Annotated in this window: 2 protein-coding genes (1 of these 2 running past the window's edge); both read right to left on the bottom strand. The window is 68.6% G+C overall.

Annotation, left to right across the window (positions count from 1 at the left end):
* Nucleotides 1-17,296: the 5' portion of a non-ribosomal peptide synthase/polyketide synthase gene (locus tag OIE75_RS36230; protein ID WP_329473463.1), read on the bottom strand. The gene continues 6,395 nt to the left of window position 1, outside the view; only the first 17,296 of its 23,691 coding nucleotides appear in the window; its start codon is at nt 17,294-17,296; its stop codon lies beyond the left edge, outside the window.
* Nucleotides 17,296-25,941 carry a non-ribosomal peptide synthetase gene (locus OIE75_RS36225; RefSeq protein ID WP_329473462.1) on the bottom strand — a complete coding sequence of 2,882 codons (8,646 nt, stop codon included), beginning with the start codon at nt 25,939-25,941 and terminating at the stop codon, nt 17,296-17,298. Before OIE75_RS36225 ends, OIE75_RS36230 begins: the two co-directional genes overlap by 1 nt.

Below are 25,941 nucleotides of genomic sequence, written 5' to 3'. Positions count from 1 at the left end.
CCGCCTCACCCGGCTCGGTGATCAGGTGGTGGAAGAAGATGCCCTCCTGCAACGGCGCCAGCGGATACACGTCCGCCACGTTCGCCGCGCCGCCCTCGACCGACGCGCAGACCAGACCGATCTGCGCCGTCGTCAACTCGACCAACGGCAGCATCTCCGGCGTGACCACCACCGCCCCTTCCGGAATCCCGTTCGGAGGCACTTCCACCACACCTGCACCGCTGCCGGCAGCTGCCAGCGCCGCCGGCGTCGGCGCCTCGAACAGCACCCGCACGGAGACGCCGAAGCCGCGGTCACGCAGCCGGGACGCCAGGGTCACCGCCAGCAGGGAGTGCCCGCCCAACTCGAAGAAGTTGTCCTCCACCCCCACCCGCTCCACACCCAGCACCTCTGCGAACACCTGACACACCAGCTCCTCGAGGACCGTCGCAGGACCCCGTCCACCGGCCGACGCATGCTCGGGGGCCGGCAAGGCGGCCCGGTCCACCTTCCCGTTCGCCGTCAACGGCATCCCGTCCAACACCACCACCGCCGAGGGCACCATGTACTGCGGCAACCGCTCAGCCACCAAGCCCCGCAGGTCACCACCACCGACGGCCTGACCGTCCGCGACGACGTAGGCCACCAGACGCCTGTCCCCCGGGACGTCCTCACGGACCAGCACCACCGCCCGGTCCACCGCGGGATGCGCCGCCAGCACGGCCTCCACCTCACCCGGCTCAATCCGGTAGCCACGCAGCTTCACCTGATCATCCGCACGCCCGACGAACACCAACTGCCCGTCCGCGGTCCACCGGACCAGATCCCCCGTCCGGTACATCCGCTCACCCAGCCCGCCAAACGGACACGCCACGAAACGCTCCCCCGTCAACCCCGGACGGCCCAGATACCCGCGGGCCAACTGCATCCCCGCCACATACAACTCACCCACCACACCCGGCGCCACCGGCTCCAGAAACCGGTCCAGCACAAACGTCCTCGTCGTCGCAAACGACCGACCGATCGGAACCGAACCCACACCCACACCCTGATCCGCACCAATCACGTAATGCGCCGAACCAACCGTCCCCTCCGTGGGGCCGTAATGATTCACCACCACCACACCCGGATGCGCCTCACGCCACCGCTGCACCACATCCCAGCTCAACGCTTCGCCGCCCACCATCAACTGGCCCGTCGGAACACACGCCCCCTCCAACACATCCAGCAACGGCAAATGGCTCGGCGTCACCTTCAAAAAGCCCAGACGACGCCCACCCAACACCCCCGGCAAACCCTCATCCAGCCCCGACACGAACACACACCCACCCGACACCAACGCCGCAAACAACCCCGTCACTCCCAGATCAAACGACACCGACCCATGCAGCAGACTGCTCTCCCGCACCCCCGGATACGCCCCCACACACCACGCCACATAACCCGCCAACGCCCCATGCGACACCACCACACCCTTCGCCCGCCCCGTCGACCCCGACGTATACATCACATACGCCGCATGCCCCGGACCCACCCTCGCCGGCTCCACCAACCCACCATCCGCCACCGCCTCATCCACCAGCACCGCAAGACCCTGCGGCAACCCACCCGCCAACTCCGCACTGGTCACCACACACACCGGACCCGCATCCTCCAACAACCACGCCACCCGCTCCGCCGGAGACTCCGGATCAACCGGCACATACGCACCCCCCGCCTTCCACACCCCCAACAACGCCACCACCACATCCACCGACCGCTCCAACAACACCCCCACCACCGACTCAGGCCCCACACCCCGACCCCTCAACACACCCGCCAACCGAGACGCCCGCTCATCCAACTCCCCATACGACAACACCTCCCCCACACCCACCACCGCCGGCGCATCCGGAGTCCGTACCACCTGCTCCCCGAACAACCCCGGCACCACACCCGACACCCCCACCACACCCGACTCATTCCACCCAACCAACACCCGCCCCCGCTCACCCTCCGACAACACCTCAACCTCACTAAGCCGCACACCCCCCGCCACCACCGACAACACCCGCACCAACCGCTCAGCAAACGCCTCCACACCCACCCCATCGAACAAATCCACCGACCCCGTAACCGACCCCCGCAACCCCCCAGGACGCCCATCAATCGTGGTCTCCCTCAGGGTCAGGTTCATGTCGAACCGCGACGCCACCTGCCCGAAGGGAACTGGCACAGCTCGCACACCGCCCAGCTCAATGCTGGGTTCAGCGTTGTTCTGGAGAGTGAGCATGACCTGGAACAGCGGATGCCGCGCGAGAGAACGGTCCGGTGCCAGCACCTCCACCAACCGCTCGAACGGCACCTCCTGGTGCTCCAGCGCCGCCAGGCTTGTCTCCCGCACCCGCCCCAGCAGCTCACCGAAGGTCGGGTCTCCCGACACATCCGTACGCAGAACCAGCGTGTTGACGAAGAAGCCCACCAGATCGTCGAGGGCCTGGTCGGTACGGCCGGCCACCGCCGTACCGACGGGAATGTCCTCGCCCGCACCCAACTTCGACAAGAGCACGGCCAGCGCGGCCTGCACCACCATGAACAGCGTCACGCCCTGCTCCCGCGCCAGCGCCGTCAGCTGCGCGTGCACCTCCGCGGGGACCACCAGCGACGCCGTGTGGCCCCGGTGCGAGGCCACCGCCGGCCGCGGCCGATCCACCGGCAGCGCCAGCTCCTGCGGTGCCCCGGCCAGCGCGTCCCGCCAGAAATCCACCTGGCCGGCCAGCACACTGCCCGGATCACCCTCATCACCCAGCAGCTCCCGCTGCCACAGGGTGTAATCCGCGTACTGCACCGGCAACGGCTCCCAACCGGGCGCACGGCCGTCACGCCGTGCCGCGTACGCCACCGAGATGTCCCGCGCCAACGGCCCCATCGACCACCCGTCCCCCGCAACGTGGTGCACTACCACCACCAACACATGCACACCCACGCCGGTCTCCAGCAGGAGCGCCCGCAGCGGCACCTCAACGCCGAGGTCGAACCCGTGCCCGGTCTCCTCCACCACCAGGTCCGCCACCTCACCCTCGGCCACCCGCGCGACCCGCAGCACGTCTCCCACCTCAGCGACAGTCAGAACCTGCTGATACGGCTCCCCGTCCACCACCGGGAACACCGTCCGCAGCACCTCATGCCGCCCCAGCACATCACCGAACGCCGCCCGCAGCGCGACCACATCCAGCGCACCCTCCAGCCGCAGCGCGATCGGGATGTTGTACGTCGCACTCGGCCCCTCCAACTGCGCCAAGAACCACAACCGCCGCTGCGCAAACGACAACGGCACCCGCTCGGGCCGCTCCCACGGCACCAGGCTCACCCGCGCCGCATCCGCACCCGCAATCCGCGCCGCCAACCCCGCCGGCGTCGACGCCTCAAACAACTCCCGCACACCCACCTCAACCCCGAACACCACCCTCAACCGCGACACCAACCGCATCGCCAACAACGAATGTCCACCCAGCTCGAAGAAGTTGTCCTCCACCCCCACCCGCTCCACACCCAGGACATCCGCGAACACCTGGCACACCAGCTCTTCAGCCACCGTGGCAGGACCCCGCCCACCGGCTGTCGAATACTCCGGCGCCGGCAGCGCGGAACGGTCCAGCTTTCCGTTCACCGACAACGGCACCCCGTCGAGCACCACCACCGCCGACGGCACCATGTACTCCGGCAGCCGCTCAGCCGTAAAGTGCCTCAGGTCACCGTCCAGCGCGTCGTCGCCCTCGGGCACGACGTAGGCGACCAGCCGCTTGTCACCCGGCACATCCTCACGCGCGACCACCACCGCCTGGCCCACCCCGGGATGTGCGGCCAGGGCGGCCTCGACCTCGGCCGGCTCGACCCGGAAGCCGCGGACCTTGACCTGGTCATCCGCACGGCCGACGAACATCAGCTGCCCGTCCGCGGTCCACCGCGCCAGGTCACCAGTCCGATACATCCGCTCACCCGCACCACCGAACGGGCAGGCCACGAAGCGTTCCCCGGTCAGGCCCGGACGCTGGTGATACCCGCGGGCCAGCTGCACACCGGCGACATACAGCTCCCCCGCCACCCCTGGCGGCACCGGCTCCAGGAACCGGTCCAGCACATACACCCGCGCATTCGCCACCGGCCCACCCACCGACGGCACACCCACCCCACCCTGCGGCACCTGCCCGGCGGTGACCATCACCGTCGCCTCCGTCGGCCCATACGTGTTCACCAACACCCGGCCACCATCCGCCCACACCCGCGCCACCTCACCCGACAACAGTTCACCGCCCACCAACACCCGCCCCAGACCGGGCACCCCCGCCGGGTCCACCACACCCAGGAGGGAGGGCACCACACTCGCGACCTCCACCCCTTCCCGCACCACCAGATCCGCCAACAACCCCACATCCGCCCGCTCCGCCTCCGACGCCACCACCAGACGCCCACCCGACGCCAACACCACCGCAACATCCAGCACCGAACCGTCAAACCCAAACGACGCAAACTGCAACACACCCACCCCAGGCCCAGCACCCAGCACCGGACCCAAAGCCGCCACCAAACCCACCACCGCACCCTGAGACACCACCACCCCCTTCGGCACACCCGACGACCCCGACGTAAACATCACATACGCCGCCACATCCCGCCCACCGAGCAAAGGACGCGCCACCGCAGCGAACGCCATCCCCGGATCATCCAGACACACCACCGGCACACCCAGCCCATCCGGCAACCCACCGGACAAAGCCCTGTCGGTCACCACACACACCGGCCCCGCCTCCGCCAGCACCACACCCACCCGCTCCACCGGATACGACGGATCAACAAACACATACGCACCCCCCGCCTTCCACACCCCCAACAACGCCACCACCACATCAACCGACCGCCCCAACACCACACCCACCACCGACTCAGACCCCACACCCACGCCAGCCAACACACCCGCCAACCGGCCAGAACGCTCATCCAACTCCCCATAAGTCAACGACTCCCCACCACACACCACCGCCACCGCACCCGGATCCCGCACCACCCGCTCCGCGAACAACTCCACCCACGTCACCTCAGGCACCGGCTCGACAGCGGCATTCCACCCCGCCACCACCTCATACCGCTCCACCTCCGACAACACCTCAACCCGCCCCACCCGAACCTGCGGATCCTCAACCACAACCGACAGAACCCTCACCAACCACCGACCGATCCGCTCCACCGTCCCCGCATCAAACAGATCCACCGACCCCGTAACCGACCCCCGCAACCCCCCAGGACGCCCCTCACCATCAACCACCTCACCCAACGACACATCAAGATCAAACTTGGCTGCCGCCAACTGCACCCCCACCGGCGTCACGCTCACACCTGGCAACTCCAGACCCGCCCCATCCACGCTCTGCAGAGTGAGCATGACCTGGAACAGCGGATGCCGCGCCAGCGAACGGTCCGGCGCCAGCACCTCAACCAACCGCTCGAACGGCACCTCCTGATGCTCCAAAGCCGCCAGACTCGTCTCCCGCACCCGCCCCAGCAACTCACCGAACGTCGGATCCCCCGACACATCCGTACGCAACACCAGCGTGTTGACGAAGAACCCCACCAGATCGTCGAGGGCCTGGTCGGTACGGCCGGCGACCGCCGTGCCGACGGGAATGTCCTCCCCCGCACCCAACTTCGACAAGAGCACGGCCAGCGCAGCCTGCACCAGCATGAACAGCGTGACGCCCTGCTCCCGCGCCAACGCCGTCAACTGCGCGTGCACCTCCGCCGGGACGACAACCGACACCGTATGGCCCCGGTGCGACGCGACTGCCGACCGCGGCCGATCCACCGGCAGCACCAACTCCTGCGGAGCTCCCGCCAGCGCATCTCGCCAGAAATCCACCTGGCCGGCCAGCACACTGCCCGGATCACCCTCATCCCCCAGCAGCTCCCGCTGCCACAGGGTGTAATCCGCGTACTGCACCGGCAACGGCTCCCAACCAGGCACACGGCCGTCACGCCGCGCCGCATACGCCACCGAGATGTCCCGCGCCAACGGCCCCATCGACCACCCATCCCCCGCAACGTGATGCACCACCACCACCAACACATGCACATCCACCCCGACCTCAACCAACAACGCCCGCAACGGCACCTCCACCCCGAGATCGAACCCGCGCCCGGTCTCCTCCACCACCAGACCCGCCACCTCCCCCTCACCAGCCCGCACAACCCGCAGCACCCCACCCACCGCCGAAGGCACCAACACCTCCTGATACGGCTCCCCGTCCACCACCGGGAACACCGTCCTCAACACCTCATGCCGCCCCAGCACATCCCCCAACGCCGCCCGCAGCGCGGCCACATCCAGCGCACCCTCCAACCGCAACGCAACCGGCATGTTGTACGTCGCACTCGGCCCCTCCAACTGCGCCAAGAACCACAACCGCCGCTGCGCAAACGACAACGGCACCCGCTCAGGCCGCTCCCACGGCACCAGGCTCACCCGCGCCGGGGCTGCCTCCGCGATCCGGAGTGCCAGCCTGGCGGGGGTCGGAACCTCGAACAGGAGCCAGATGCCCGCCTCGACACCCAGCCTCGAACGAATGCGGCTCACCAATCGCGTGACAAGGAGGGAGTGGCCCCCCAATTCGAAGAAGTCGTCGTCAGGGCCCACCGTGTCCAGGCCCAGGACGTCGGCGAAGATCTCGCAGAGGATCCGCTCCTCCTCCGTGGTGGCCTCACGCCCCCCTCCGGCCACCGCGTACTCCGGCGCCGGCAACGCCGCCCGGTCCACCTTTCCATTCACGGTCAGCGGCAGCCTGGTCAGCTCGACCACCACCGCGGGGACCATGTACTCCGGCAGTTCTTCGCCGACAAAGCCACGCAGCTCGGCACTGAGCCGGCCGTCCACGCCACCCATGCCCGAGTCCTCGTCCGAGACCTCGTCCGGGCGCGCGCCCTCGCCCTCCCCCGCGCCCTCGGGCACGACGTAGGCGACCAGGCGCTTGTCACCCGGCACATCCTCACGCGCGACCACCACCGCCTGACCCACCCCAGGATGCGCCGCCAGGACCCCCTCCACCTCACCCGGCTCGACCCGGAAGCCGCGGACCTTCACCTGATCATCCGCACGCCCGACGAACACCAGCTGCCCGTCCACCGTCCACCGCACCAGGTCACCAGTCCGGTACATCCGCCCACCCGGCACACCGAACGGACACGCCACAAACCGCTCACCCGTCAGCCCAGACCGCCCCTGATACCCCCGCGCCACCCCCATACCCGCCACATACAACTCACCCACAACACCCGCAGGCACCGGAGACAAACCATCATCAAGCACATACACCCGCGTGTTCTCCAACGGCCGCCCCATCGGCAACACCCCCGGCACCAACCCCACATCCCCCACCACCCACTGCGTCGCACACAACGTCACCTCCGTCGGCCCATACAAATGCCGCACCACCACCCCAGGAACAGCCCCCAACACCCCCGACACCACAGACGACGGCACCACATCCCCACCCGTCAACACCTCACCCACCCCAGCAAAACAACCCGCATCCTCCTCCACCAACACCCGCAACAACCCCGCCGTCACATGCACCCGATCCAACCCACCACCCCCCACCAACGACCGCAACACACCACCATCCACCTCACCCACCGGCGCCAACACCACCACCCCACCACCAGCCAACGTCACCCACAACTCAAACACCGACGCATCAAACGCAAACGGAGCCCACCCCAACACCCGACGCCCCACCACCTCACCCCAACACCCATCCACCACCAAACCCACCACATCCCGCTGACACACCACCACACCCTTCGGCACCCCCAACGACCCCGACGTATACATCACATACGCCGCCACACCCCCCAACCCACCCACACCCAAGTCCCCCCCATCCAACCCAACACCAGCCCCCACCCCCACCACCCGCACCCCACACTCCCCCGCCACCCCACCAAACACCCCGCCACCCGAACCCACATCCGCCACCGCAACCCGCACACCACAATCCCGCAACACCACACCCACACGCCCCGCCGGCCACCCAGGATCCACCGGCACATACGCCCCGCCCGCCTTCCACACAGCAAGCAGAGCAACCACCAGATCAACCGACCGCTCCAACGACACCGCCACCACACACTCCGCACCCACCCCCTCACCCACCAACACCCGCGCCAACCGATTCGCACGAGCATTCAACTCCCCATACGACACACCCACCCCACCCTGCTCCACCGCCACCGCACCCGGATCCCGCACCACCTGCCGCTCGAAGAGGCCCGACACAGTCTGGGGCTCCGCGGTCGTGTTCCACCCGCCGAGGATCTGTCGCCGCTCCGCGTCAGTGAGGATGTCGATCTGCCGCACCCGTGCCTGAGGTTTGGCGACGACGCCGGCCAGGACACGTGCGAACCGCTGACCGATGGTGGCCGCGGTAGTCCGGTCGAACATGTCGGCCGCGACCGTCAACGAACAGCTCAGGCCGGCCGGGCGGTCGTCGTCGTCACGCGTCTCGGTCACGGTGACGCTGAGATCGAACTTGGCCGGCTTGCCCTCGGGCAGCTGGGCCTCCGTCTGAATGCCGGGCAGCTCGAGTGCCGCCTCGTTTGCCTGCTCGACGGTGAGCATGACCTGGAAGAGGGGGTGCCGAGCGCGTACCCGGGTTGGGGCGAGCACTTCGACCAGCCGCTCGAACGGCACGTCCTGGTGGTCGAGAGCGGCCAGGTCGTGTTCACGTACCCGGGCCAGTACGTCGGTGAAGCTCGGGTTGCCCGTCAGGTCGGTCCGCAGGACCAAGGTGTTGACGAAGAAGCCGACCAGCCCGTCCAGCGCCTGGTCGGTTCGTCCGGCCACCGCGGTGCCGATCGGGATGTCCTCGCCCGCCCCCAGCCGGGACAGCAGTACCGCCAACGCCGCCTGTACCACCATGAACGACGTGACACCCTGCTCCCGTGCCAGCGAGGTCAATTCCTGGTGCACGGCGGCCGGGAGGTGGAACGTGATCGCGTGTCCCCGGTGGGAGGGCACCGTCGGACGTGGGCGGTCCGTCGGCAGCCGCAGCTCCTCCGGGGCACCCTGCAGTGCCTCATGCCAATAGGCGATCTGGGTTGCCTCCAGGCTTTCCGGATCATCCTTGTCGCCGAGCAGTTCGCGCTGCCACAAGGTGTAGTCCGCGTACTGCACCGGGAGTGGCAGCCACTCCGGCTCCTGGTCCTGGCGCCGCGCCGCGTAGGCGGCCGACAGGTCCCGGGCCAGCAGGTCCGTCGACCAGCCGTCCCCTGCGACATGGTGGATCACCACCACCAGCCGGTGGGCATCCGTCCCGCCGCGGATCAGCAAGGCACGCAGGGGGATCTCGGATGCGAGGTCGAACCCACGGCCGATCTCCGCGGCCACCAGGGCAGCGGTATCTCCTTCGCTCGTGACTTCAGTGGTCCGCAGGATGCGTCCCACCCCGTCCACGTCCAGCACCTGCTGGTACGGCTCGTCGTCGTGAGCGGGGAACACCGTACGCAGCACCTCGTGCCGAGCGATGACATCGCCGAGCGCTGCCTCCAGTGCCTCGGTGTCGAGTTGCCCACTCAGACGCAGTATCACCGGCATGTTGTAGGTGGGGCTGGGCCCCTCCATCTGCGCCAGGAACCACAACCGCCGCTGCGCGAACGACAACGGCACCCGCTCAGGCCGCTCCCACCGCACCAACCCCACCCGCGCACCACCCGCACCCGCAATCCGCACCGACAACCCCGCCGGCGTCGACGCCTCGAACAAAGCCCGCACACCCAACTCCACCCCCAACACCACCCGCACCCGCGACACCAACCGCATCGCCAACAACGAATGCCCACCCAACTCGAAGAAGTTGTCCTCCACCCCCACCCGCTCCACACCCAGCACCTCCGCGAACACCCCACACACCAACTCCTCCAACACCGACACCCCACCCCGCCCACCACCAGCCCCACCCACCCCGCCGACCCCATATTCCGGAACCGGCAACGCCCTCCGATCCACCTTCCCGTTCACCGACAACGGCAGCCCGTCGAGCACCACTACCGCAGACGGCACCATGAACTCCGGCAACCTCCCCGCCACCCACCCCCGCAACCGCGAACCCAACCCCTCCGCAACCTCCGACCCCTCCACCACCACATACGCAACCAAACGCCTATCCCCCGGCACATCCTCACGCGCCATCACCGCAGCCTGAACCACCCCCGGATGCGCGACCAACACAGCCTCGACCTCACCCGGCTCAATCCGGAAACCACGGATCTTCACCTGGTCATCGGCCCGCCCCATGTGCATCAGCCGCCCATCAGCAGTCCACCGGCCCAGATCACCGGTCCGATACATCCGCTCACCCGGCATGCCATACGGGCATGCCACGAAACGCTCGGCCGTCAGGCCTTCCCGGCCCGCGTATCCCCGTGCCAGTTGGCCACCGGCGACGTACAGCTCGCCGGTGGCGCCTGGCGGGAGCAGCTTCAGGTGCCGGTCCAGGACGAAGACCCGCAGACCCGGAATCGCCCGCCCGACCGCACTTCCCCGCGAGGCTCCGGCGCCGGCACCGGCACCCGCACCCACACCCGCACCCGCACCCGCGGGCGGCTTCACGACCTCAACCGTGACGTGCACCGTCGTCTCGGTGATTCCGTACATGTTCACCAGCGTCGGTTCGTCGGACCGATGACGCGTCCACCAGCTGTCCAGCCGCTCCACGTCCAGCGCCTCGCCGCCGAAGACGACCCACCGCAACGAGGACCAGTCCGCGGTCGCGGGCCCGGATTCCTCGGCGCGCATCAACTCGTAGAAGGCCGAGGGGGTCTGGGACAGTACCGTCACCCGCTCCTCGGCCAGCAGCCGCAGGAACGCGTCGGGGGACCGCGACACGTGGTACGGCACCACCACGAGGCGGCCTCCGTGCAGCAAGGCACCCCAGATCTCCCACACCGAGAAGTCGAACGCGAAGGAGTGGAACCAGGACCACACATCGTCGGCTCCGAAGCCGAACCGCCGGCGCAGTGCGCCGAACAGCGTCGCAACGTTGTGGTGCGTCACCAGCACACCCTTCGGTGCGCCCGTCGACCCGGACGTGTAGATCACGTACGCCGGGTGCTCCTCGGCCGTCTTCGTACCCGGCCGGTCCGCCGCCCCGCGCAGATCCGCGGACGACTCCGTCGCGAGGGCGGCCGTCGCATCGAGGTCGTCCAGCACCAGGGCCGGGACCACCAGACCAGCGGGCAGCACATCCAGGAGCGTGCCGGTGGTCAGCACGCACACCGGCTCCGCGTCCTCCAGTACGTACGCGATCCGATCCCGGGGATAGGCGGGATCGACCGGCAGGTAGGCGCCGCCGGCCTTGAGTACGGCCAGCAGGGCCACGACCAGTTCCGCGGACCGGTCCATCAGCACCGCCACCACGGACTCCGGCCCCACCCCACGCCGTGTCAGGACCCGTGCCAGTCTGTTCGCCTGCTCGTTCAGTTCCCCGTAGGTCATCCTCTGGTCACCGGAGACCAAAGCCACGGCTTCCGGCGTCCGTGCCGCCTGTTCCTCGAAGAGTCCGGGCAGCGTCACATGCGCTGCGACCGGCACGCCAGCGTCCGACTCGCGCTCCCGCTCCCGCTCCTGCTCCTGCTCCTGGAGAAGCAGGCTGCGCTCGTCCTCGGACAGGACATCGATCTCATGGAGGCGTACGTCCGGATCGGCGGCCACCGTCGTCAGCAGGCGGTTCAGCCGGTGCCCGAATGCCGTGACGCTCTCCGCGTCGAACAGGTCCGCCGCTCCGACGACCGAGCCCCGCAGGCCCATGGGCCGACCGTCCTCGAAGACCTCCGTCAGCGTCACGTCGAGATCGAACTTTGCCGGCAGCGGTCGGCCGGTGTATGCCTCGGCCCTCACGCCAGGCAGGTCGAGGATCGCGGGGTCGTTGTTCTGGAAGGTGAGCATGACTTGGAACAGCGGATGGCGTGCCATGGAGCGCGGCGGAGCCATGAGTTCGACCAGCCGCTCGAACGGCAGATCCTGGTTCTCCAGCGCTTGCAGGTCGCGTTCGCGTACCCGGTCAAGGACCTCGGCGAAGGTGGGCTCGCCGTGCAGATCCGTACGCAGCACCAGGGTGTTGACGAAGAACCCGACCAGACCGTCCAGGGCCTGGTCGGTGCGCCCGGCCACCGCGGTGCCGATCGGGATGTCCTCCCCGGCGCCCAGCCGCGACAACAGGACCGCCAGACCGGCCTGGACGACCATGAAGAGCGTGACACCTCGTCGGCGGGCCAGGGAGGCGAGCTCGGCATGTGCCTCCGCCGGAATATCCAGTGGCATCGTGTGCCCTCGGTATGAGGCCTCCGTCGGCCGCGGCCGGTCCGTCGGCAGGTTCAGCTCCTGCGGTGCCCCCGCCAGCGCCTGCCGCCAGTGGCCGACCTGGGAGGCGAGGAGGCTGTCCGGATCGTCCTCCTCCCCCAGCAGGTCCCTTTGCCAGAGGGTGTAGTCCGCGTACTGCACCGGCAGCGGTTCCCACCCGGGCGCACGCCCCTCGCACCGCGCCGCGTATGCCGTCGAGATGTCCCGTGCCAACGGCCCCATGGACCAGCCGTCTCCCGCGATGTGGTGGAACACCACGACCAGCACCGACGAGGCCGGACCGGTGTTGACCAGCAGGGCCCGTACGGGGATTTCGAGCGCGAGGTCGAAACCGTGGCCGATCTCGGCCGCCACCAGTTCCGCGGCCCGCTCTTCGTCGGTGGCCTGGGCGACCCGAAGGACGTTCCCGACCTCGGCGAGGTCCAGCACCCGCTGGTACGGCTCGTCATCGTGAGCGGGGAAGACCGTACGCAGCACCTCGTGGCGCGCCAGCACGTCCCCGAGCGCCGACCTGAGCGCGCTTACGTCGACCTGTCCGGACAGCCGCAGTGCCGTCGGCATGTTGTAGGTGGGGCTGGGCCCCTCCATCTGCGCCAGGAACCACAACCGCCGCTGCGCGAACGACAACGGCACCCGCTCAGGCCGCTCCCAAGGCGTCAGGCTCACCCGGGCCGCACCCGCACCCGCGATCCGCGCCGCCAACCTCGCCGGCGTCGACGCCTCGAACAACTGCCGGACACCCAACTCCACCCCCAACACCACCCGCACCCGCGACACCAACCGCATCGCCAGCAACGAATGCCCACCCAACGCGAAGAAGTCCTGCTGAACCCCCACCCGCTCCACGCCCAGCACCTCCGCGAACACCCCACACACCAACTCCTCCAACACCGACACCCCACCCCGCCCACCACCAGCCGCACCCACCCCACCAACCCCATACTCCGGAACCGGCAACGCCCCCCGATCCACCTTCCCGTTCACCGACAACGGCAGCCCACCCGACAACACCACCACCGCAGACGGCACCATGAACTCCGGCAACCTCCCCGCCACCCACCCCCGCAACCGCGAACCCAACCCCTCCGCAACCTCCGACCCCTCCACCACCACATACGCAACCAAACGCCTATCCCCCGGCACATCCTCACGCGCCATCACCGCAGCCTGAACCACCCCCGGATGCGCGACCAACACAGCCTCGACCTCACCCGGCTCAATCCGGAAACCACGGATCTTCACCTGGTCGTCCGCCCGCCCCATGAACACCAGCACACCGTCCGCACGCCACCGCACCAGGTCGCCGGTCCGGTACATCCGCTCACCGGCACCGCCGTACGGGCATGCCACGAACCGCTCTCCGGTCAGCCCCGGACGATGGTGGTAACCGCGGGCCAGCGGCAGGCCCGCTACATACAGTTCACCGGCGACCCCGGGCGGGACCGGCCGCAGGTACCGGTCCAGCACGTACAGGCGAGTGTTGGCGACGGGGCCTCCGATCGGCGGGACCGTCTCCTCCTCGCTGGAGCAGCGGTGCCAGGTCACCGCGATGCAGGTCTCGGCCGGTCCGTAGCCCTGGACGAGGTCGACGTGCGGGAACAGCGCGAAGGCCCGGTCTCGCAGGGCTCCGGGCACCGCCTCACCGCCGCTGGCCAGCTGCCGCAGGGAGGACAGGCCGGACACGGTCGGCTCCTCCAGGACCCCGGCCAGGGCCGAGGCGATGAGGTGCAGCACCGTCACGTCGTGGCGCCGTACCAGTTCCACCAGGTGAGCGGGGTCGGCCGTGCTCCCGGTAGGCGCGATGACCAAGCTCGCGCCGATCACCAAGGGACAGAAGGTCTGCCACACCGAGGGGTCGAAACCCATGGGTGCGGTGAGCATCAGCCGGTCCGTCCGGTCCCATCCGAACTCCGCGACACGGGCGAGTACGTGATTGACCACTGCCGCGTGGGTGACCGTGACTCCCTTCGGGGTGCCGGTGGAGCCGGAGGTGTACATCACGTACATCGGGTGGGCGGGGAGGAGCAGGGGGCGCTCACCGCCGCCCGCACCGGCTTCGGTGTCCTCGGCAGGGTCAGGGCCGTTCCCGATACGGTCCCCGATGCCGTGTCCGTCGACCGTGAGCATCGGCAGGCCCAGTCCGGCGGCCCCCTCCTCCCGCCACGAGGCGCGGGCGATCACGCAGACCGGACGCGCGTCGGCGAGCAGGAAGGCGACGCGTTGTTCCGGGTACGCCAGGTCAACGGGCAGGTATGCGCCGCCGGCCTTCAGCACCGCCAGCAGGGCCACGACCAGGTCGATCGAGCGGTCCATCGCGACCGCCACCACCGACTCCGGGCCGACACCCCGGTCCACCAGCACCCGGGCCAGTCGTGACGCCCGATCGTCGAGGTGGGCGTAGCCGATCTCCTCCTCCCCGCAGATCACCGCCGGTGCGTCGGGGGTCCGCGCCACCTGTCGCTCGAACAGGTCCACCACCGTCACGTCGGGCAGCGTCTTCGTGGTGTCGTTCCACCGTTCCAGGACCCGCGAACGATCCCGGGGTGCCAACACCTCCACCGCGGGGAGCGGCGTGGACGGCGCCTCCTCCAGCCCGGTGATCAGGCTCTCGAGGGCGGTGTGCAGCGACGCGCACACCAGCTCCGGATCGCCCGGTGCCGCCGTCCCGGCCGTCAACACGAACCCGGTCCCGGAGTCATCGACCGAGACCACCAAGGGGTAGTTCGTCCGGTCCTCGGTCGACAGGACCGTCATGCCGGCCATCCCGCCGGCGTGCGTGTCGTCCCCGGGCACGCGGTTTCCGTGACGGTAGTTGAACAGCGTGGTGAACAGCGGCACCGAGGCCGGTACCCCGCTGGCCACCTGCGCCAGGGCGAGAGGAGCGTGTTCGTGCACCAGCAGGCCGGCCAGCTGCTCCTGCATGGCCCGCACCGCGCCAAGGGCGTCCAGATCAGCTACGTCCATCCGCACCGGCAGGGTGTTCATGAACGGGCCGGGAATCCGCTCGGCCCCCGCCCCCGCGTTCATGCGGCCCAGCAGCACGGTCCCGAAGACCACGTCCGTCCTGCCCGCGAGGCTCGCCAGAACTCGCGCCCACGCCACGTGGAACAACGTCGCCGGACTCACCCCCAGCGCACGCGCCCCCTCTCGTACCCGCCGCGCCAGCAGGTCGTCCACCGCCATCCGCACCCGCTGCACATCGGAACCGTCGCCATGGGCATCGGCCAGACCGAACGGCAGCGTCGGCTCCGTCACTCCGCCCAACAGCTCCGCGAAGTGCGCCTCATGCTCCGCGCGGGACATCCCCAGCCGCGCCTGGGCAACGAAGTCCCTGAAGGGCAGCGGCACCGGCAACTCGTGCCCGCGCCCGTCCAGCAGCGCGACGACCTCGCTCAGCACCACCTCCAGAGCCGTGTGATCGCGCAACAGATGGTGGACCTGCACCACTGCCAACCAGCGCCCCGTCGCCGGGTCGGCCGCCACCACCACCCGAAGCAACGGCGCCCGCCGCACGTCCATCCACCGCCCGGCGACCTCCAGCAGCTCGGCCGCCGCGTCGCCGTTCCCGGGCAGGACGACCTCTCTGACCGGGACGGCGGCACGCCGCCAGACCACCTGTACCGGTTCGGGCAGCCCTTCCCAGATCACCCCGGTGCGATAGATGTCGTGCCGGTCCACCACCTGCTGCAACGCGGCCAGGAACCCGTCCAGCCGCTCACGACTGTCGAAGCCCAGAGCGAGTGAGAGGAGATAGGGGTCTGCGTCCCCTGAGTCGGTGATCAGGTGGTGGAAGAAGATGCCCTCCTGCACAGGTGCCAGCGGGTACACGTCCGCCACGTTCGCCGCGCCGCCCTCGACCGACGCGCAGACCAGACCGATCTGCGCCGGCGTCAGCTCGACCAACGGCAGCATCTCCGGCGTGATGACCTCCGCGCCTTCCCCGGGGATCCCGTTCAGCGGAACGTCCACCGCACCGCCGCCACCGGTTCCCGCGGCCGCAGCCAGCCCGGCCGGCGTCGGTGCCATCAGGAGTGCCCGCACGGAGACGCCGAGCCCGCGCTCGCGCAGCCGGGACGCCAGGGTCACCGCCAGCAGGGAGTGCCCGCCCAGCTCGAAGAAGTTGTCCTCCACCCCCACCCGCTCCACACCCAGCACCTCTGCGAACACCCCACACACCAGCTCCTCGAGGACCGTCGCAGGACCCCGTCCACCGGCCGACGCATGCTCGGGGGCCGGCAAGGCAGCCCGGTCCACCTTCCCGTTCGCCGTCAACGGCATCCCGTCCAACACCACCACCGCCGACGGCACCATGTACTGCGGCAACCGCTCAGCCACCAAGCCCCGCAGGTCACCACCACCGACGGCCTGACCGTCCGCGACGACGTAGGCCACCAGACGCCTGTCCCCCGGGACGTCCTCACGGACCAGCACCACCGCCCGGCCCACCGCGGGATGCGCCGCCAGCACGGCCTCCACCTCACCCGGCTCAATCCGGTAGCCACGCAGCTTCACCTGATCATCCGCACGCCCGACGAACACCAGCTGCCCGTCCGCGGTCCACCGGACCAGATCCCCCGTCCGGTACATCCGCTCACCCGGCCCGCCAAACGGACACGCCACGAAACGCTCCCCCGTCAACCCCGGACGGCCCAGATACCCGCGGGCCAACTGCATCCCCGCCACATACAACTCACCCACAACCCCAGGCGCCACCGGCTCCAGGAACCGGTCCAGCACAAACGTCCTCGTCGTCGCAAACGACCGACCGATCGGAACCGAACCCACACCCACACTCTGATCGGCACCAATCACGTAATGCGCCGAACCAACCGTCCCCTCCGTCGGACCGTAGTGATTCACCACCACCACACCCGGATGCGCCTCACGCCACCGCTGCACCGCATCCCAGCCGAGGGCTTCGCCGCCCACCATCAACTGGCCCGTCGGAACACACTCCCCGCCAACGCATCCAGCAACGGCAGATGGCTCGGCGTCACCTTCAAAAAGCCCAGACGACGCCCACCCAGCACCCCCGGCAGACCCTCATCCAGCCCCGACACGAACACACACCCACCCGACACCAACGCCGCATACAACCCCGTCACACCCAGATCAAACGACACCGACCCATGCAGCAGACTGCTCTCCCGCACCCCCGGATACGCCCCCACACACCACGCCACATAACCCGCCAACGCCCCATGCGACACCACCACACCCTTCGCCCGCCCCGTCGACCCCGACGTATACATCACATACGCCGCATGCCCCGGACCCACCACGGCCTCAGCCGACACCACCGGCCCCTCACCCACCGCCTCATCCACCAACACCGCCAGACCCTGCGGCAACCCACCCGCCAACTCCGCACTGGTCACCACACACACCGGACCCGCATCCTCCAACAACCACGCCACCCGCTCCGCCGGAGACTCCGGATCAACCGGCAGATACGCACCCCCCGCCTTCCACACCCCCAACAACGCCACCACCACATCCACCGACCGCTCCAACAACACCCCCACCACAGACTCAGGCCCCACACCCCGACCCCTCAACACACCCGCCAACCGAGACGCCCGCTCATCCAACTCCCCATACGACAGCGTCTCCCCCACACCCACCACCGCCGGCGCATCCGGAGTCCGTACCACCTGCTCCCCGAACAACCCCGGCACCACACCCGACACCCCCACCACACCCGACTCATTCCACCCAACCAACACCCGCCCCCGAACACCCTCCGACAACACCTCAAGCCCACGCAGCCCCGTGCCCGGCGCGCTCTCCAAAGCCTCGACGAGACTCCCGACCGCCGTGTGCATCAGCCCGCACACCAACTCGGGATCAGCAGGCTGAAGTGCATCGGCCGTCAGCCGGAACCCATTCCCCGTGTCATCCACTGCCAAGGCCAGCGGATAGTTGGTGACACCTCTCCCGTAAAGCATCGTCACGCCGTCGATGCCGTTCAGATCACCGTCGCCGGGGTGCTCACCCGACAGCTGGGTGTGGCGATAGTTCAGCAGGGAGGTGAACAGCGGGGCTGAGGCCGGGACGCCGCTGGCCTTCTGCGCCAGGGCCAGCGGGGCATGCTCGTGCACCAGGAGGCCGGCCAGCTGGGCCTGCATCGCCCGCACCGCACCGATGACATCCTTATCAACGTGCACCCGGACCGGCAGAGTGTTCATGAACGGACCCGGGATCCGGTCCGCGCCTAGCCCGGCATTCATCCGGCCCAGCAGCACAGTCCCGAACACGACGTCCGTCCGGCCGGACAAACTCGCCAGCACTCGCGCCCACGCCACATGGAACAACGTTGCCGGAGAGACACCCAGACCATGGGCCCGCTCCCGCACCCTGTAGGCCAATAGGTCATCCACTGCCAGCCGCGCCCGCTGCACACCGGAACCATCACCACGAGCATCGGCCAATCCGAACGGCAGCGTCGGCTCTGTCACATCGCCCAACAGCTCCGCAAAGAACTCCTCATGCTCCACACGCGAAACCCCCAACCGCGCCTGAGCCACGAAGCCACGGAACGGCAGCGGCTCTGGGAGACGGTCACCGTCCTCTGTCATAAACGCCGCCACCTCGCCCAGCACCACCTCCAACGCGGCGTGGTCCTGCAACAAGTGATGCGCCTGCACCAACGCCACCCACCGGCCCGGCATCCCCGGCTCGGCCGCAACGTGCACCCGAACCAGGGGCGCCCGCCGCAGGTCCATCCACTCACCCGCCACCGACAGCAGCGCCGCGGCCGGGTCTCCACCACCCTCCTGCAACGTCACCTCGGTCACCGGAACGACCGCACGGCGGGCGACCACTTGCACCGGTTCAGGCAGCCCCTCCCACACCAGCCCGGTGCGGTAGATGTCGTGCCGGTCCACGACCCGCTGCAACGCCGCCAGGAACCCGTCCAGCCGCTCACGACTGTCGAAGCCCAACACCATCGGCACGAGGTACACATCCGCCTCACCCGGGCCGGCCAGCAGATGATGGAAGAAGATGCCCTCCTGCAACGGCGCCAGCGGATACACATCCGTCACGTTCGCCGCCCCACCCTCCACCGACTCACACACCAAATCGATCTGGGCGGCTGTCAGCTCCACCAACGGCAGCATCTCCGGCGTAATCACCTCCACACCCTGCTCGGGAATCCCGTTCGCAGGCACCTCCACCACACCCTCGCCACCAGCACCGGCCGCAGCCAAGCCTGCCGGGGTCGGCGCCACCAGCAGCGCCCTCACCGACACCCCGAACCCACGCTCACGCAACCGCTGCACCAACGACACCGCCAGCAACGAATGCCCACCCAGCTCGAAGAAGTTGTCCTCCACCCCTACACGGTCGACGCCCAGGACATCCGCGAAGACCTGGCACACCAGCTCTTCAGCCACCGTGGCAGGCCCCCGCCCACCTGCAGACGAATACTCCGGCGCCGGCAGCGCGGAACGGTCCAGCTTCCCGTTCACCGACAACGGCAGCCCGTCGAGCACCACCACCGCCGACGGCACCATGTACTCCGGCAACCGCTCAGCCGTAAAGCGCCTCAGGTCACCGCCCAGCGGGCCGTCGCCCTCGGGCACGACGTAGGCGACCAGCCGCTTGTCACCCGGCACATCCTCACGCGCGACCACCACCGCCTGACCCACCCCGGCATGTGCGGCCAGGACGGCCTCGACCTCGGCCGGCTCGACCCGGAACCCACGCACCTTCACCTGATCATCCGCACGGCCCACGAACATCAACTGCCCGTCCACCGTCCACCGCGCCAGGTCACCGGTCCGATACATCCGCTCACCCGCACCACCGAACGGACACGCCACAAACCGTTCCCCGGTCAGCCCCGGACGCTGGTGATACCCACGGGCCAGCTGCACACCCGCGACATACAGCTCCCCCACCACCCCTGGCGGCACCGGCTCAAGGAACCCGTCCAGCACATACACCCGCGCATTCGCCACCGGCCCACCCACCGACGGCACACCCACCCCACCCTGCGGCACCCGCCCGGCGGTGACCATCACCGTCGCCTCCGTCGGCCCATACGTGTTCACCAACACCCGGCCACCACCCGCCCACACCCGCGCCACCTCATTCGACAACACTTCACCGCCCACCAACACCCGCCCCAGACCAGGCACCCCCGCCGGATCGACCACACCCAGGAGGGAAGGCACCACACTCGCGACCCCCACGCCCTCCCGCACCACCAGATCCGCCAACAACCCCACATCCGCCCGCTCCGCCTCCGACGCCACCACCAGACGCCCACCCGACGCCAACACCACCGCAACATCCAGCACCGAACCGTCAAACCCAAACGACGCAAACTGCAACACACCCACCCCAGGCCCAGCACCCAGCACCGGACCCAAAGCCGCCACCAAACCCACCACCGCACCCTGAGACACCACCACACCCTTCGGCACACCCGACGACCCCGACGTAAACATCACATACGCCGCCACACCCAACCCAGCACCCACCACAGAACCCACCACCGGCGCAGACTCCACCCCCGGATCATCCAGACACACCACCGGCACACCCAGCCCATCCGGCAACCCACCGGACAAAGCCCTGTCGGTCACCACACACACCGGCCCCGCCTCCGCCAGCACCACACCCACCCGCTCCACCGGATACGACGGATCAACAAACACATACGCACCCCCCGCCTTCCACACCCCCAACAACGCCACCACCACATCAACCGACCGCCCCAACACCACACCCACCACCGACTCCGGCCCCACACCCCGACCCGCCAGCACACCCGCCAACCGACCAGAACGCTCATCCAACTCCCCATAAGTCAGCCTCTCCTCCCCACACACCACCGCCACCGCACCCGGATCCCCCACCACCCGCTCCGCGAACAACTCCACCCACGTCACCTCAGGCACCGACACCACACCACTGTTCCAGCCATCCACCACCTGCCCCCGCACCGACGACGGCAGCACACCCACACCACCCAACACAGCTCCCGGCGCAACCTCCAACGCCCCCACCAACTCCCCCACCGCCATCTCCACCAACTCACACACCAACCCGGCATCCCCCGGAGCAACCGCATCAACCACCACCGCAAACCCAGACCCAGACCCAGACCCGAGATCATCCACCGCAACCGCCAACGGATAATTCGTCCGCTCCCGCGCGAACAACAACTCAACACCCGCAGCACCACCACGCACCGATCGCCCGTCATGCCGGTAGTTGAACAACGACGTGAACAACGGAGCCGACGCCGGGACACCACTCACCCTCTGCGCCAGGGCCAGCGGGGCATGCTCATGCACCAGCAGGCCGGCCAACTGCCCCTGCATCGCCCGCACCGCACCCACCACATCCGTATCCGCGACGTCCATCCGCACCGGCAACGTGTTGATGAACGGGCCAGGAATCCGCTCCGCCCCCACCCCCGCATTCATCCGACCCAGCAACACCGTCCCGAACACCACATCCGACCGCCCCGCCAGACTCGCCAGCACCCGCGCATACGCGACGTGGAACAACGTCGCCGGACTCACCCCCAACCCACGCGCACTCTCCCGCACCCGCCCCGCCAGCCCGTCGTCCACCACCACCCGCGCCGACCGCACACCCGTGCCGTCACCATGAGCATCGGCCGACCCAAAGGGCAGCGTCGGCTCCGTCACATCGCCCAACAGCTCAGCGAAGAACTCCTCATGCTCCGCACGCGAAACCCCCAACCGCGCCTGCGCCACGAAGTCCCGGAACGGCAGCGGCACCGGCAACTCATCCCCGCGTCCCTCCATCAACGCCGCGACCTCACCCAGCACCACCTCCAGCGCCGTGTGGTCCTGGAGCAGGTGATGCACCTGCACCAACCCCAGCCACCGCCCCGAACCACCGGGCTCGGCAGCCGCATACACCCGCAGCAACGGTGCTCGCCGTACGTCCATCCACTGCTCTGCGTTCGCCAACAACTCCGCGGCCGCATCACCGCCTTCCGACAACGTCACCTCGGTTACCGGAAGCTGGGCACGGCGCAAGACCACCTGCACCGGCTCGGGCAACCCCTCCCACACCACTCCCGTGCGGCAGATGTCATGCCGGTCCACCACCTGCTGCAACGCCGCCAGGAACTCGTTCAGCCGTTCGCGAGAGTCGAAGGCCAGCGCCATCTGCATCAGATACGCGTCCGCCTCACCCGGCCCGGCGAGGAGATGATGGAAGAAGATGCCCTCCTGCAACGGCGCCAGCGGATACACATCCGTCACGTTCGCCGCCCCGCCCTCGACCGCCGCGCACACCGACTCCACCTGCGCGGTCGTCAGCTCGACCAGCGGCAGCATCTCCGGCGTGACCACCTCCGCGCCCTGCTCGGGGATGCCGTTCGGCGGCACCTCGACCGCACCACCACCGCTGCTCGACGCGGCCAGCGCCGCCGGTGTCGGCGCCTCGAACAGCACCCGCACCGACACCCCGAGGCCCCGCTCGCCCAGCCGCTGCACCAGCGAGCCCGCCAACAGCGAATGCCCGCCCAGTTCGAAGAAGTTGTCCTCCACCCCCACCCGATCCACACCCAGCACTTCCGCGAAGGCCTGGCAGACAAGCTCTTCAGCCACCGACGCGGGACCCCGCCCACCGGCAGACGAGTGCTCCGGTGCCGGCAGCGCCGCCCGGTCCAGCTTCCCGTTCACCGTAAACGGCAGTTCGTCCAGGACCAGCACCGCCGACGGCACCATGTACTCCGGCAACCGTCGGCTCACGTGTGCACGCAACATCCCGGGCAGTGCCTCGGCTTCGGCCTCGCCGACCTCCCTGTCGGGGACGACATAGGCGACGAGCCGCACATCCCCCGGCACATCCTCACGCGGAACAACCACCACCTGCCCCACCCCCGCATGAGACCCCAACACCCCCTCCACCTCACCCGGCTCAACCCGCACCCCCCGCACCTTCACCTGACCATCCACCCGCCCCACAAAAGCCAACTCCCCACCCCCAACCCACCGCACCAAATCCCCCGTCCGATACATCCGCTCACCCACACCACCAAACGGACACGCCACAAACCGCTCCCCCGTCAACCCAGCCCGCCCCACATACCCCCGAGCCAACCCCACCCCCGCGATATACAACTCCCCCACCACACCCGGCGCCACCGGCCGCAACCACCCATCCAACACAAACACCCGCGTATTCCAAATAGGACCACCAATCAACGGCACCACCACACCCGAACCCGAACCCGAACCCGAACCCCCACCAGAAACCCCACCCGAACCCGACCCCGGCCACACCCACGCCGTCGAATCCACCGACGTCTCCGTCGGACCATACAAATTATGCAACTCCGCACCACACAACCCCACAAACCGCTCCGCCAACACCCCCGACAACACCTCACCCGAACACACCACCCGCCGCAAAGAACCCCAACCACCCACCACACCCCCCTCAACAAACACCCCCAACATCGACGGCACAAAATGAACCGTCGTCACCCCCTCACCCTCAATCAACCCCGACAAATACACCGGATCCCGATGCCCACCCGGCCGCGCCAACACCAACCGCGCACCCACCACCAACGGCCACAACAACTCCCACAACGACACATCAAAACCCACCGACGCCTTATGCAACACCACATCATCAACACCCAGCCCAAACCGCCCCTGCATCCACAACAACCGATTAACCAACCCCCCATGCGACACCACCACACCCTTCGGCACCCCCGACGACCCCGACGTATACATCACATACGCCGCACCACCCGACCCCACCGCACCCACCACACCAGCCCCCACCCCACCAGCCCCCACCGCACCAGCCCCCACCTCATCCACACACACCACCGGCACCGACACACCCCCCAACAAACCCCCCACCAACCCACGACACGACACCACACACACCGCCCCCGCATCCCCCACCACCCAACCCACCCGCTCCGCCGGCACCTCCACATCCACCGGCACATACACACCCCCCACCTTCCACACCGCCAACAACGCCACCACCAAATCAACCGACCGCTCCAACACCACCCCCACCACCGACTCAGGCCCCACCCCAAGACCCCTCAACACACCCGCCAACCGATCCGACCGCACATCCAACTCCCCATACGACACCCGCTCATCACCACACACCACCGCCACCGCACCCCGATCCCGCCCCACCACCTCCCCGAACAAACCCAACACCGACACATCCCCCACCACCACACCCGTGTCATTCCACTCGGAGAGCACCTGGTGGCGCTCCGATTCCGAGAGCAGCTGCAAGCGGCCGACCGGCTCCGTGGGGGGAGCCTCGGTCAGCTGTTCCAGGGCGTTCAGGAAGCGGCGGGCGATGTCCTCGGCCGCTTCGGCGCTGTAGGCCTCGGGGTTCACGTCGACGGCGATCTCGAAGCCGGCGTCGGTCGAGCGGTCGTAGATGGAGATCTGGACGTCGTCGACCGGTCCGCTGGAGATGTTGTGGGCCGTTGCCGTGCAGTCTCCGAACGTGACCTGGTAGTCGAACGACATGACGTTGAGGATCGTGCCGAAGACGGGGCCCGATCCCACGCGGTGCAGGTCCTTGAGGATGTCCATCTGGTGGTAGCGCTGGTGCTTCAGTGAGGCACGGACGTTGCGCGAGGTGGCCCGTACGAGGTCGGCCAGCGTGGCGCGGGGGTCCAGTCTGGAGCGGACGGGGACGATGTTGGTGGTGGTGCCCGGGATTCCGCGCAGGCGGTTGTTGGCGCGTCCCAGGACGGGGATGCCGAAGGTGAGATCGTCGGCTCCGGTGATCTGGTGCAGGCATGCGGCGCCGGCGGTGATCGCGAGTCCGGCCAGGCTGGTGCGGAGTCTCCGTGCGGACGACCTCATGCGGGCCGCCTGGTCGCGGTCGACCTCGACCAAGTGCCTGCGGCGCAGGAATCTGGCCCTGCGTACGGGCAGGCCGCTGATGGTGGCCGTGCGGGGGCAGTCGGCGAGCAGGTCGAGCCAGAAGCGCCGGTCCTCCTGGAATTCTTCCGACTGGCGGTATCTGCGGTCCTCCTCCAGGAGGAGTGCGGAGGACTCCAGGACATCCTCGGACTCGGCGGGGTCCTCGCCGGCGAGCAGGGCGGCGTAGATGTGCGACAGCCTGGCGACGAGCACGGTGGCGCTGAAGCCGTCTCCGACGAGGTGGTGGGCGCACATGTACCAGAAGTAGCGCCGCTCCGCGATCCGGAAGACGGCGTGGGTGGCGAGGGGGCCGTTCGCCACGTCGAGGGAGCGGTTCATGTCGGTGCGCATCCACTCGACCGCGGCCGCGGCGGGGTCGGCGGCGGAGGAGACGTCCATGACGTGGATGGGCAGGCGGTCCGGCGGCATCCAGTGCTGCCTGGCCTCCGTGCCGGTGCCGCGGAAACAGGCGTGGAGGGAGTCGCATTCGCCCAGGAGCCGGCGCAGTGCGGCGACGAAGACCTCGACATTCAGGTCGCCCCGGATGTCGAGGTATTCGGCGATGTTGAAGATCGGGTCCACGGGTTCGAGTTGGAGTGCGTTCCAGATGGCGAGTTGCCCCGTCATCAGCTCCTGGCCGTTTTCCGCGTCATGGGACAT

Origin of the sequence: Streptomyces sp. NBC_01723 (genome assembly GCF_036246005.1) — a bacterium.
Taxonomy (GTDB): Bacteria; Actinomycetota; Actinomycetes; order Streptomycetales; family Streptomycetaceae; genus Streptomyces.
Note: the sequence above shows the minus strand (reverse complement) of the source record. Positions and strands in the feature narration are given on the sequence as shown.